This is a genomic window from Bacillus sp. FSL W8-0640 (genome assembly GCF_038007725.1).
Lineage (GTDB): Bacteria > Bacillota > Bacilli > Bacillales > Bacillaceae_G > Bacillus_A > Bacillus_A cereus.
Map to the genome: position 1 here is coordinate 467,299 of NZ_JBBOXT010000002.1, position 14,134 is coordinate 481,432.

Genomic DNA, 14,134 nt, shown 5'->3' on the forward strand with positions numbered 1-14,134 from the left:
ACGTGTAAGAAAGAGAGGATTTACCCTTGGTTATGACAGAATGGTGCTTGTAAAAACAATCAATATAAAGATGATCTCTGTGTAGTTAGTAAGAAATAATATACAACCGCCCATACTATATGAATAGAGGGGAAGAGTGTCTTATGAAAATATATAGTTAACTTCCATTTGCAGATTTGGCACTTTTCATTGCCGGAACTTCTTTATTATACCTAACACTAACTTCAATTATAAAAACAGGTTCCACTCAAAATATACTTAGTTCATTACAAATAAGTACACAACGAGATCGTACTTCCGTCGAACAAGCAATGCGAAATACAGTGCAACTTGGATACCCCGGGATAATCACTACAGTTCCTACAGGAAAGGGAGGAATCAATGGATATGGTCTAGGAATCTATGAAACTATACTTCCTAACAGTGTCCCAATATGGGGACATACAGGTGTATCCCAGGATTTGATATTTTTGCTAGAGGTAGGCATATGTTGATTGCCAATTTGAACAGTATGGGTAGAGCCGAGAATCCTGTTCTTTTTAAAAGTATTTTACTGTTGAATTTAGATAGTAGGGATAAAGGCGGAATAGTAGTTTATGTGATGTTTGTAATTGAACAAATAAAAGATGAAATCGATCATTTATTTAAGGAGGCATTTTTCTTATGGAAAATAAATTATCTGGGGTGTTAGCCGCTACCTTGGCTCTAACGATGAGCCTACCAACAGGAGCGCTAGCATCTTCTAGCAGTAAGGATCCGGTTGTAGCTAGCCAAGAAGTTGCTAGCAAAGATTTGGAGAAAATTGCTGCAGAGAACGCTGAACTACTCACGAAGTCCTATGAGACGACTAGCGTGCAGTATGCGCTGATTGATAATGGTAAACTTATTTTGTCGGGGCAGACAGGCAAGAACGACATAGAAGGGAAAGAGCCACTAACCAAAGATACTCTATACGGAATTGGTTCAACCAGTAAAGTATATACAGCTGCGGCTGTTATGAAACTAGTAGACGAAGGAAAAGTTGATTTGGATGCTCCTGTTGCCCGCTATATTCCTGATTTCAAAATGAAAGATAAACGATATAAGCGTATTACACCGCGTATGTTGTTGAATCACTCCTCGGGTTTGCAAGGTTCCACGTACAATAATGCATTTTTATTTAAAGATAAGGATGCCCATGCCCATGATATCTTGTTGCAACAATTGTCCAACCAAAACTTGAAGGCAGATCCTGGTGCGTTCTCAGTATACTGTAATGACGGTTTTACGCTGGCTGAGATTTTGGTAGAAAGAGTCAGCGGTATGAGTTTTACTGAATTTCTACATCAAAAGTTTACAGAGCCATTAAAACTGAATCATACGATAACATCGCAAGACAAATGGGAAGACGAAAAGCGGGCTGGACAGTATTCTCCGACATACCAGGGACAGCTTCCAAGTGAAATGGTAAATTTGATTGGTACGGGAGGAATCTCTTCTACTGCAGAAGATGTGGTGCGATTCTCACAAGTATTTATGGGGCGGGGAAAAGAAATTCTCTCTAATAAAGCAGTTAAGGCAATGGAACAAGAAGAATATAAAAAAGGAATGTGGCCAGGAGATAGCGATAATGTGTTCAACTATGGTCTTGGCTGGGATAGTGTGAAACTATACCCATTTAGTGAATATGGGCTAAAAGCGTTGGCTAAGGGAGGGGATACGATGCTACAACATGCTACATTGGTCGTGCTTCCAGAACAGAAGATGGCAGCAGCTGTATTGTCCTCCGGCGGCTCCAGCACGACAAATCAACTGTTGGCAAACAAATTACTGTTAACTAGACTTAAAGAGAAAGGGACAATTAAGGATATAAAACCAGATAAATCCTTCGGCAAGCCAGTCAAGGCTAAAGTACCTCAAGACGTGGTAAAAAAAGCGGGTTTTTATGGAAATATCCAAAGCCATTTCAAAATAGAAATTACGAAGAAGGGAGAACTGTTTTTACCAACTAAACCGGAAGAAAAATATGTATATACGGCGGATGGAAGCTTTATAAATGAGAAGGGTACCTCCAAGCTTAACTTCGTTACTGAGAAGAATGGAAAAGTTTATTTGAGAGAGAGCACATATGAATTATCGCCGGGATTGGGGCAAACTGTGCTGACTCAATATTTAGCCCAAAAATTAGAAAACAATGTGTTACCGAAGAAAACAGCTGCTGCATGGACCAAGCGCGAGGGTGGCAGATTCTACCTCGTTAACGAAAAATTTAATTCTATAAACTATCTAGGAAAGCTAATACCTCTTAACACACAAATTACGCTCAAAGATGGCTATTGGGACGGCAAACAAATTACAGGTCCGAATACGGCGACGCATCAAATTCAGATTCCTGTGATAAATGGGCGGGATACAAAGGAAGCTCATTTCTATACAGAGGATGGTACTGAATATATGGAGATGGCCAGCTTTTTATACGTCAGTGAATCTAACGTAAAATCCCTTGATACAGGTCAATTATCGAAAGTTACACTGCCAAAAAATGGGCATGCGAAATGGTTTACAATCTCGCAAGAGGCAGCAGGGAAAACGATGACTGTGGAGTTGCCATCAGGAAGTTCATTCGCGGTGTATGATGAGAATGGCGTATGCGTTAATTTTACGGTTGTTAGTGACAACAACAAAGTGAAACTACCAGAGAACGGGACGGTTGTATTTGCTGGCGCACCGAACTCAGAATTTACAATTGCGTTGAACTAGCTACAATTTAAGATGACCTTTAACAAAACCAGTAAGGCACAGAAAAGATGTGTTACTGGTTTTGTTTGTATTTATGCATTCTCAATGAAAAAACTTAAATAATACCACGCTTAAGCACTTTGAACTCCCAAAAATTCTGATATTTTTGGTCCTATGCCAATTAATTCATCTCCACCTACTCACTTCGCGTTCCTTGAGGAAGGAGTCTCCTTGACTAAAATGATAAAATTATCGACAATATTGGCACTTTTTTATGTAACCAATAATGTACCGCTATCATTTCTACTTAAGAAATTAATAATCTAAAAACGAAAGAGCTATCTTGTTACAAGTTAGCACAAAATTTTGTTCTGGGGGGAGTTGTATTTTCTTAGTTTGATAGCGATGTGAGGGTACCCCATATATGTTTCATTGACTTTATAGGGGGCATTTAGTTGTTTTAGATCATGTCGGATTCTTTTGTCCAAGACTGATGAAACCAACGAATAATTGTTATAGAAGTAATGGATAAGTTCTGTTACCCTAACGTTTTCAACAAGTTATAGAAACTTAATATAGATGTAGTGGTAGTACATAATAGTTATTTGGAAAATTACCACTTATGACCATGTATATATAATAGTAAACTTTCCTCTATATGGATATGCAATTTTACATATCCATATAGAGGAAGAAAAAAGTGAAGAGTACTAAAAATTATACTAAAATAATTTTTCAGAAATGAAAATTCACCTAGTTAAATTAAATTAGGTATCTTTTTATCAGTAATATTAAATTATAATTATTTTAATTATAGGGGTGAAGTTCCATAGCAATTTTAGAAGTATAGTATTTTAATGTGTACACATATTAAATAATTAAGATAAAAAACAAAAAAAGGACAAAATTATACAAAAATCAACAAAATTTTACTATATACGCACTGAAAATTTGATGTTTTAATAAGGGCACAAGATGTTAGTTACATTTTAAGACATATAAAATCAAGATTATCTTCGTATATGCCTTTTATGTAATGACTTAGGGAATAAGTTTATAGTAGGGCATTATGTACAAATGTTTACAATCTATATTTATATTCCTTAAAATTCATCTTTAAAATAATCTATATAGATTAATAGTTGTATTGTTGGATTTCAAATTAATTAAAATTTAGTCCAACTATTTTATCAAAAGACACCAATAAATGGGGGATCACTATGAAAAAAGCGTTAGTCGCAGGGTTATTAGTTACAGCAGTATCTACAAGTTGCTTCTCACCTGTAAATACTTTTGCAGAAAGTAATACAACTTATTTACAACCAAGTAGTATACTTGGGCCCGCTATGGATAGGTTATCAAATTCGATTACGAAATTAGGATCACAGACGCCATTAATTCAAGGATATGGGCTAATCATATTACAGCAACCAGACCTTGATGTAAATACTATATATGGAATAACAACTGATCAAGGTACTGCAAGAAACCATGTTCGAGACTGGCTGGATGTATATAATCCCAATTTATTCAAAGTAAATCAGGACATAAAGAGTTTCGGAATAAGATTTACAAATTATTATGATACTTTGGTTGAACTAGCTGGAAAAATGAATGAGGATCCGCAAGCAAAAGCATTATTTGTGCGTATTTTTAATTTACTTCAAGGTGACGTGCAAAAAATTCAGTATAATATGAAAATAAATTCAGAAGACTTAAAGAATTTTAAAGACGTTTTGGTTGAAGATAGTAATAAATTTTCAATTAAAGTTACCAGAGCGTTTGAATCTTATAAGAGTTCAAACGGAGACATTGAAAAATTAAGAACAGAAATGGGACAACTTAATGCAGGCATTCAAGAAGATTTTGAAAAACTTCTAGATCTACCAAAAGAAAATCTAGATGGTTCTTTAAATATTACAAAGTCGGTTATTAATATTTTGAAAGACGGAGTTAAGGATAAAACTGTAGACGTGTCTAATTTGGAAGCGATTTATAACCAATATGGACAACTCAAAAATGATAAAGTAACAGAACTGAATAAAGCTATTGCTCAGAAGCAACAGAAACTAATTCAATTGGTACAAAATTTATCGAATATTGAAGTGCAAGCAACTCAAATGACACTAATTGAGCAGCAATTAAATAACTTTACAAGAACAGTTAAAAATCAAACTCAGAGTTTTGACAATCTAGTAAGTAGTTGGGACACCTTTAATAATATAATGATTCAAACGGGGACAAGTCTTAATGCTGATACGAAAATAGATTCTAATTCATTACAAGCACGATTAAAAGAGCTTAAACAGTTTACTGATGAATTGAACAAACAAACAACGGAATATCAAGAGAGTGTTACAAAAATAAAAGTAACAGGATGAAATTTGTAGAAGGAATAATAAAAATTCCTAATAATATAATTTAAGGAGAGAAAAATGTAATGAAAAAACCTTATAAAGTAATGGCCTTATCTACATTAATAGCAACAATAGTAGCGGGTGGCATTATGCCATCATATGCCTCAGCAGAGGAACCAGCACCTGTTTATGCAAATCAAGACCTTAAATACCCTAGTTATTACCTTGGACCAACAGGGCTTGATAATGCGATGAAGGATACTAAATCCAATATGTTGGTAATGGACCTGTATGCTTTAACTATACTTAAACAAGCAGATATTAATTTGGATGGTTTACCTTCAGTTGGCGATGATTTAAAAACAGACATTAAAACCAACCAAAATATTACTAGAGAAAATGCAACATACTGGTTAAATAATTTAAAATCAGGAATAATTACGACGAATCAAAATATTATCAGTTATGATACAACATTCCAAAATTATTCTCGTTATTTATTACAATATAAAAATGATCCAGTCAAACTAACAGCTTTGCTTACAAAGTTGAATGGTGAAATTTCACAGAATAAAGGTCAAGTTACAAAATTAGTGGATGATTTGAAAAGTTTTCGCGGCAAATTAGAAAAAGATACACAAAATTTAAAAGGGAATGCTCAAAAGATCGTAAATATTTTAACTGGTGAAGAAGCTGGAATTCCACTGTTCCAGCAACAAATCGAAGCAAATAAAGCATTAATTGATGAAAATAACAAAATTTATATTGGATCGTCGGTTGCAACTGCTTTTAGTGTATACTTAATTCTTTCACCTTTTGCGCCTCTTGGTGCAGCTGGATTAGGAGGCTCGATATTCGGAGTTGTTTCATCGCAGCAGCAAATAATCAAGGCACAAGAAGAAATTATAAAGCTAACACAAAATATTTCAATGGCGAAACTACAGTCAGGTAGGTTAACGATAGTACAAGGTGATATTAAAAATTTAACAGATACAATTGATAAAGCTATTGTCTCTCTTGAAAATATAAAGACTACGTGGGATGTAATGGGTACAAAATATGATGCATTGATTGATAAAGCTAAAAAGGTTGACCCAGAATTCCTTGCTATGGATATCACAGCAGATCTGGATACAGCGAAGGAACATTGGGAGCAGATTAGAAAGTATGCTGAAAATATTCAAAGTAGTGAGATTTCGTTCTTGAAATAATAATATTACTTCAAGAAATTGCTGAAGTAATGAAAAATATAATATACTGAGTGTCTCTTTTGAAGAACACATAATGGAAGTCTCCTGTTCAAGTTTGAGCAGGAGACTTCCATTATAGTTATGAAACTTAATAAAGAATATAGAATAAGAAAGTACAAGTATCTCTATTTTAATATGTTGTTTTATTTGCAATAATCATAATTCATTTGAAGTAAAGAATAGAAGCTTATGAATCTAATAAAATATGTGATGCATGTGAAAGAGTAGGTGAAAAAGATGAATAAGAATTTATATAAGAAAATTATTTTGTCAACAATCATTACGGGAATGGCAGCGAGTAATGTAATTCCACTTCATACTTTGGCAGCAGAACAAACTGTGTCCCAACAGCAAGAAAGTTTGAAGAACTATTCCCTTGGTCCTGGTGAATTTAAAGAAGTAATGGGAAAAATGGTGGCAAATATCCTTACAATGGATTCATATGCCAATACAATCAGTAATCAACAGCTGACAGATTTAAGTAAAATAAGTTCTATAAATGGTGATTTACAAGCAAACATGATTAAGCATCAACGGGATGCAGTAGAGAATGCCGACTTTTGGTTCATGTATTTTAAAACTCGTATTATGTACACGCATCAGAATATTGTAAATTATAATGATACGTTTCAAGCAAGTTATAAGCTTTTACTAACCGCTCTAGATCAAAAAGATAAAGAGAAATTAAAATATGAACTAGAAAATTTGTACAATAGTATTTTGTACAATAGTCAAAAATTAAATGTACTGTTAGAAAAATTGAAAAATTTTCAAGGTGAAATAGCAGAAAATACAAGAAATTTCAAAGAAGATTTCAATCAATTGGAGAATATTCTAGAAAGTACGAACGCTGGTATTCCGCTTCTACAACAACGAATTGAGAATTGTAATAATACAATTAAAGAAAACTATGATAAACGTGGTGGCTATATAGCTTTATCTGTATTTATGCCTCCGATTGGTATACCATTGATTGTCACTACTGACAAGAATATCGCATCTGCACAACAAGAAATAGAACAATTAAAGTCCAGAATTTCTGGGGCAGAGGCAGAAGTAGTTATTTTGACTGATGCTAAAAATAAAACGGAACATATGGCTGCAATAGTTGGTACAGCTGTTACTGCTCTTGAAAATATAAAGACTCAGTGGGGGACAGTGGAGAAAAAATATAAATCATTGATCGACAGTGTTGACAACATTAGTCTAGACTTGTTTGATGAGATTATAAGAGCAGATCTTAATACAGCAAAGGATAATTGGCAGGACCTTAAAAATTATACGGATAAATTATATGAAGGTGCTAAGATTGCACAAAATAAATAGATTTTACAAATAGGAAAACCGTAAATAGGACCGGATTGCAACTGAATACTTGTAAAATAACAAAATTAAATAATAAAAGCTTATCGTAAACTACAAGAAGCATAAGATAGACAAAATGGGCATCTTATGCTTTATAGTTTTATTATTTCCATTTATTGGAGAGGTAAACTTTGAGCTTAGAAAACAGCAAATTATGGCTGTATGTTCAATTTAGACGTAATTTTATTTGAACATTGCTTTTGCTTTTAAATGAAGCTTATTCAAATTGATACTAATAAATTTGATAAATAATCATAGAAAAGAGCGTGTTTTGAAAAAAGTTAATCAAAACACGCTCTTAATATTTTCAGTTGATTGATTCTTTTATAAAAAAGTTTAATCCTTTTCTACTTATAATGCTCCACTATCAGATTCTTTTCTTTAATAAGTCTACAAGTCATTGTGGAGAATTCAAGTACTTACAAAGAATATTTAGCTAACTGTTCCCCCCAAGCTGATAACTCTGTTTCAATAAATCCTGCTTTTTTATACACAAATTTAGCTGTAAGGTTTTCAGGAGCATATCCAATCATTATTATAGAAATGTTTGCGTTATTATTACTTCTTATCTCATCAATTACCAGATGTATAGCTTGTTTACCTATACCTTGTCCTTGAAATTTTTCATCAATCATAAGTCTATAAATCCAATAATTATTATCATCAGGATCTATCCCAAACATAGTAAATCCTATCATTTTTTCATCAAAATAAATACCGTTTGCATAGAAATTATCTAGAAATTGAACTTCTGCGATAGAATAAAGGTTGGATGCAATAAATGTTTGTTGTTCTTCTGTAACAGAAAGTTTAATCGCTTCTTCCCAATTATTTTTGTCAATGGCCTTTAAATAAATCTTATTCAATCTGATACTCTCCTTCCAATATTGAAGAGGAAGCACGTAGTTTATGGGCTAGTGATACGTTATCCTCTTGTTTTTTTGCCCAATCAAATAGAAATATTTTCTCATCGACAACGCCTCCTTAAAGGTACAATTCAAAACACATTATTATAATCAATATAAATATATTCTTTCCACTATAAATTCTTTTCCTGTTGAAAAGATCCTATTTTTCTATCTAATTTATCAAAGGTATATGATACCAAATATCGGGAGAATCTCTTTGCAAACAATTGTATTTCATCTTGAATAAAGAATGACGTTTTTTGTTTTGGAGAAGAATATGATTTTTAACTTGATAGTCGTGTGGCGGTACACTATTGTCATCAACCTATTATTCTATGATTTTTGTTTCTATTTACCAATATTTTCATTGTTACTGAACTCTACTTCATTAAAAGTTTGTTTATATCCCAGGTTACCTCGTGTGAAAATAAGAATAAGTAAAGCAACAAATCCCAATCCTACCACTACAAATATATCCGTATTCTTTAAAACAGGGTTGGTGGAATGAGTTTGTACCAAACTGAACGTATTTACACTCGCATGAATTAGCATGACAATAAATAAGTTACCGTGATTGCAGTTATAGACCCAAGTAAGAATAATTGAGATGGGCAAACATAGTAAAATAAAAATTGGCAAATGGATATATAGGAGAGAGAGGTCAGAACCCGGGCCACCCCTTTGTGCAGCCGTTAAGAAATGCGGAAGATGCCAAAAAGCCCACAAAACACTAAGAAGTAATGTTGCTTTTAACGGTCCAAATTTCGATTGTAATCGAGGCAGAGCGAAACCACGCCATCCGATTTCCTCGGGTAAAGGCCCACCGAGAAAGAAAATTGCAACAAAAGAGAAGAGATAGGTTATAAAAAATTCAAAATTAAGGTCACGGAAAGTAGGTATCTCTCCATTTACTATCACCATCCCCAGAAACATTGCAGCGGGGATAACGATGAGAGTAAACAAGTACCACTTCAAACCGACCTTAGTAGATAGAATGCTTTTTCTAACTTTTTTCCATGACTCTTTGCCTTCAAGAGTTCGAAACATGATACACGCTGCTAACATTGGGCCTGCAAATGCATTGGCAAAAAAGAAAATATCAAATGTATTTGTTTTAGGGAAAATACCCCATTGGGATAAGATAAATGGAATTAATACAGCCCATGAGAATAAATATGCCATTACAAAAAATGAAGTTAACGGATAGGATTCCAAATACCCTCTCAGACCTGTTGATGAGTTTTTTGATTTTGTTAAATAACTCAACACAATCACCTCTTCATTTATAAAATACCGTATATGTACTAATTCTACATATTTTCATACAGAACCTTTTTGACGTAATAGAGTTGAGTTTTTTGTAAGAAAGGAGCGATAAATTACCAAAGAAATATAGAAATTTCTATAACAGTTTCCTTCATTTCCGTGTCTATCTTGAATGCATCTGGGGGAAAATCCCATGCCTATCAAATTAAGAACATAGACAAGATGAACTTCGTCTATTAGAACTAAAATATTCTTAATGTAGAGGTAGACTCTTACAAATGTGGTTATTAATGCTTCACTTACATGATTCGTTGAACCCTCAATATAGAGGCATACTAGATTATGATGTTTTTCCGTAACAAATGTAGTTAAAAGTTTTTAGGTTTAGAGAGAGTTATAGAGGGTATACATACATTATAAAGAGTTAATTGGAGATAAACTTTAAATTGGTCTATAAAACTTACATTCTTACTTTAAATAAAAAGGGGGGAGTATATATGAGTAAAAGGTTAATGAATAAGAGGATTCTATTTATTTTGTAAACGGGGAGCGTGTGAAAAATGAAAAATATGAAACGTAAGCTAGGAACCTTTGCACTTACAATGACTGGGATTGGTTCGATTTTAGGGTCTGGCTGGTTATTTGGTGCATGGAAGGCCGCCAAAATATCAGGGGGGGGCGCTATCTTTTCTTGGGTCTTAGGAATGATTGTAATATTATTTATTGCCTTACCATATAGCGAGTTAGGAGCCATGATTCCAGAGGCTGGCGGAATGGTAAAATATACACAATATTCACATGGAGATTTCGTAGGATTTATTGCTGGATGGGCTAATTGGATAGCCATCGTCTCAGTTATTCCGGTTGAAGCTATAGCCTCAATACAATATATGAGCTCGTGGCCTTGGGAGTGGGCAAGTTGGGCCAAAGATTTAGTGGATAATGGAATGCTGACTTCAAAAGGTCTTGCAGCTGCTTCTTTACTTATAATCATATATTTCTTTTTAAATTATTGGACAGTTAGTCTATTTGCAAAAGTGAATTCGTTAATTACTATATTTAAAATTATAATTCCTGGTCTTACAATTGGTGCATTGCTATTTGTTGGATTTCATGGAGAGAACTTTACTAGTCATCAGGACTTTAATGTATCTAATTGGTCAAATGTATTAACTGCTATGGCAACATCTGGTGTTATTTTTGCATTCAATGGTTTTCAAAGCCCGATTAATATGGCCGGTGAAGCAAAGAATCCAGGGAAATCCATTCCTCGGGCAGTTGTGGGATCCATTTTAATTGCAACTGTAATATATGTATTATTACAAATTGCTTTTATCGGTGCTGTGAATCCTAATATGATAATTAACGGATGGTCAAATTTGAATTTTAATTCACCATTTGCTGATTTAGCGATAGCACTAAATATTAATTGGTTAGTTATTGTATTATATTTAGATGCTTTTGTATCTCCTTCTGGTACAGGTACTACTTATATGGCAACCACATCACGCATGCTATACGGGATGGAGAAGAATGGATATTTTCCAAAAGTTTTTGGGACATTACATCCTATATATGGTGTGCCTAGATTTGCCATGATGTTTAATTTATTGATTTGTTTTGTTTTTTTATTTTTATTTAAAGGATGGGGTGTTTTAGCTGAAGTTATTTCAGTAGCTACATTAATTTCATATGTTACTGGACCTATAACAGTAATGACTTTGAGAAAAACTGCACCTAATTTTCATCGTCCTTTCTATATAAGGAGATTAAACATTATTGCGCCTTTAGGGTTCATATTTGCATCATTAACATTATATTGGGCAAGATGGCCATTAACAGGAGAAGTAATGTTAATTATTCTTATGGGCTTACCTATATATTTTTATTATCAATTAAAAACAAAATGGGTTGGATTTAAGAAGAATTTTTTAGCTGGATTATGGATTGTGGGGTATTTATTATTTATGATTTGTATATCGTACATTGGAAGTGAAAGATTTGGTGGGTTAAATATTATAACTTACGGATGGGATATGGTACTCATTTCAATTGTTTCTTTTCTATTTTATAGATGGGCTATAAATAGCGGATTTAAAACTAAGGATCTAAAAGTAGCACAGAAGATTAATCGGACAATCAGTTAAATGCTATACATAAATTAGAAAAAATGAATTTCTAAGAGTTAACTTATGATATTTTGAAATTTTTAAGCTTTACGTAGAGAGGCAAAGATTTATGCAGAAGTCATTGGATATGGTGCAAGTTCAGATGCGCACCATATCGTAGCTACACATCCGGAAGGTAAAGGTGCTTATCTTGCAATGAGATCTGCTTTAAAAAATGCCAATATATCGTCTGAAGCAGTTGATGTTATTAGTGCCCATGCAACAAGTACAAAAGTGGGGGACATCTCTGAAACGATGGCTATTAAGCAGCTGTTTGGAAAACAAGCTTATCAGATTCCGGTAACAGCTAATAAATCTATGCTGGGTCATATGTTAGGGGCAGCTGGTGGAGTTGAAGCAATTGCTTTAACAATGAGCTTAAAGGAAGGTATAGTTCCTCCAACAATTAACTTAGAAAACCCTGATCCATTATGTGATCTGGATTATGTACCATCTGTTGCTCGCCAAGTGAAAATAAATATAGGTCTATCTAACTTATTTGGTTTCGGAGGTCATAATGCAGCTATTGTTTTAAAGAAATACGAGTGAATAATTCTAACCGCTTCCTCTAGAAACGGTTAGAATTATTCACTAAAATGGCCCGTTTGCTTAATAAGAAAAAATCCTACATTATCAAAAGTCCACATATAAAAGGTTTAACTTTGTTTTAAATCCACAATTAAAAGTACTTAAAATCTTTTGTGAGCTCATAATAGGTGATTTTTGGTACCAAGGTTGAAGAATTCTTTCTTAGCTTTAATTCAAAAACATCAAAATTACCGGAAGCATAAGTTTACCATAAATAAAAAGAACCATAACCTTGCCAATCCGGAAAACTTATGGTTTATATCACACCAAAAAAATGATGGTTCATGGTAAGCAACAACTAGTCTACAAGCAAGTAATTTCCACAATTCTTAAGTAATTCTTTTTCCTTTTTTCGAGAGAAGAGGAAAAAACATAAAAAAATAGAAGATTGAGATCAATCTTCTTTAAAAAAGGAACAGATGACAGATTACTACTCCAACTCTTAATCAATTATAAATAAGCACATGTAAATATTCAATCCATTCCGAGTTTTCTCAACAAATTTGTCTTATTTTTAAATTATATATCCTTATTCTCCTTTTCTAATAAACATTTTATATCATTGCAAAAGAAAAAATAATAAAGAAACCGAATGCCTTAACAGGTGGAATTCGGTTTCTTACTACAATATTTAACTGCAATTAGGAAAAGATTGTCCCCTTTAAAAGATAATATATTTATTTATAATTCGGATCGGAAGGTTTTACCTAACTGGTTACCAAGACCAAAGTAATGACGAAAATTATATATAAGTGGGCTCCATTTATTTGGATCAATATGATTTTCTTCAATAATGATTTCCTTGTGAGCATGCACATGTATAGCTTGTGTCTCAACAATTGCAAAATCAGAAGAATAATCAGGAATTCGAATGTGTTTCACCCTTGCCTCAATTTGAATTGGACACTCCATAATTCGAGTAGGTTTTACCGATTTAGACTTAGTAGGTGTTAATCTACTAATATCATATTTTTCTTTTTCATATGTAAATCCATTCTTTTTCTTATAATCTGGAACGGGATTTTTCCCTGTATAGGGGGCTAACTGTTCAACATTCTCCCATAATGAAGGACTCGGAACATTGATTACACATTCAGGATGTCGTTCTAAATTTTCAATCGCTTTCCCGCCAAGTCCAATCCCTAATATAATACAATCTCCTAATGCCCATGATGATGACAGAGGGCTGATATTTACTGTTCCATCTTCATTTAGCGAATTTAGTAAAATCACAGGAGTTCCGTAGTATAGAATTTTAGGTTTAATAATTTCTGTATTTGGAACATGAGCCATTTTTTTCATCTTTATTTCTCCTCCTATTCATATGTTCTTTCTTATTTATTGTAGAATATAAACATTTCGATTATCATCGAAATATGGATTACATTAGGGGGAATTAAAATGAATGCAAATCCAAATGTAGCAATGATTTCTACCCTTGTCAGTGAAGCTTCTCGTGCAGCAATATTAACAGTCTTATTAGATGGTAGATTCCATCCTGCAAGCGAATTAGC

9 protein-coding genes and 3 pseudogenes are annotated in these 14,134 nt (G+C 33.4%); 9 read left to right on the forward strand and 3 right to left on the reverse strand.

The window, feature by feature from the left end:
• Positions 1–176: 176 nt before the first annotated feature.
• The 6 genes and pseudogenes from N2V80_RS29485 to nheC all read left to right on the forward strand — a co-directional run.
• Positions 177–401: pseudogene (locus N2V80_RS29485) on the forward strand (serine hydrolase domain-containing protein); the annotation flags it as partial.
• Positions 402–487: 86 nt separating this feature from the next.
• The gene (locus tag N2V80_RS29490; protein WP_061655141.1) at positions 488–691 is read left to right on the forward strand and encodes a hypothetical protein; all 204 of its coding nucleotides are present in this window, start codon (positions 488–490) and stop codon (positions 689–691) included.
• Positions 664–2,739: a serine hydrolase domain-containing protein gene (locus N2V80_RS29495; protein WP_061655140.1), complete on the forward strand. Its 2,076-nt coding sequence runs from the start codon at positions 664–666 to the stop codon at positions 2,737–2,739. Before N2V80_RS29490 ends, N2V80_RS29495 begins: the two co-directional genes overlap by 28 nt.
• A 1,199-nt stretch (positions 2,740–3,938) precedes the next feature.
• Positions 3,939–5,099, forward strand: coding sequence for a non-hemolytic enterotoxin subunit A (nheA, locus tag N2V80_RS29500; RefSeq protein ID WP_061655139.1), 1,161 nt, complete (start codon positions 3,939–3,941; stop codon positions 5,097–5,099).
• A 59-nt stretch (positions 5,100–5,158) separates the two neighbouring features.
• Positions 5,159–6,286, forward strand: a complete 1,128-nt coding sequence (gene nheB, locus N2V80_RS29505; RefSeq protein WP_061655138.1) for a non-hemolytic enterotoxin subunit B — start codon at positions 5,159–5,161, stop codon at positions 6,284–6,286.
• A gap of 276 nt (positions 6,287–6,562) precedes the next feature.
• Positions 6,563–7,651, forward strand: coding sequence for a non-hemolytic enterotoxin subunit C (nheC, locus tag N2V80_RS29510; RefSeq protein WP_061655137.1), 1,089 nt, complete (start codon positions 6,563–6,565; stop codon positions 7,649–7,651).
• 458 nt (positions 7,652–8,109) lie between these two features.
• On the opposite strand, the gene N2V80_RS29515 is transcribed toward nheC, so the two are convergent.
• Both N2V80_RS29515 and N2V80_RS29520 read right to left on the reverse strand, forming a co-directional pair.
• Positions 8,110–8,556, reverse strand: coding sequence for a GNAT family N-acetyltransferase (locus N2V80_RS29515; protein WP_061655136.1), 447 nt, complete (start codon positions 8,554–8,556; stop codon positions 8,110–8,112).
• Positions 8,557–8,946: 390 nt separating this feature from the next.
• On the reverse strand, positions 8,947–9,864 hold the full coding sequence (locus N2V80_RS29520) for a CPBP family intramembrane glutamic endopeptidase (RefSeq protein ID WP_061655135.1): 918 nt from the start codon (positions 9,862–9,864) through the stop codon (positions 8,947–8,949).
• Between the two features lie 560 nt (positions 9,865–10,424).
• Between N2V80_RS29520 and N2V80_RS29525 the strand changes: the two genes are divergently transcribed.
• Both N2V80_RS29525 and N2V80_RS29530 read left to right on the forward strand, forming a co-directional pair.
• Entirely contained in the window at positions 10,425–12,011 is a 1,587-nt protein-coding gene (locus tag N2V80_RS29525; protein WP_061655134.1) for an APC family permease, read from the forward strand.
• 66 nt (positions 12,012–12,077) lie between these two features.
• A pseudogene (locus N2V80_RS29530) lies at positions 12,078–12,581 on the forward strand (beta-ketoacyl-[acyl-carrier-protein] synthase family protein); the annotation flags it as partial.
• A 720-nt stretch (positions 12,582–13,301) separates the two neighbouring features.
• Here N2V80_RS29530 and N2V80_RS29535 read toward each other — a convergent pair.
• Positions 13,302–13,922, reverse strand: coding sequence for a flavin reductase family protein (locus tag N2V80_RS29535; RefSeq protein WP_086388150.1), 621 nt, complete (start codon positions 13,920–13,922; stop codon positions 13,302–13,304).
• Positions 13,923–14,021: 99 nt separating this feature from the next.
• Here N2V80_RS29535 and N2V80_RS29540 point away from each other — a divergent pair.
• Positions 14,022–14,134 (forward strand): annotated as a pseudogene (locus N2V80_RS29540) (transcriptional regulator); the annotation flags it as partial.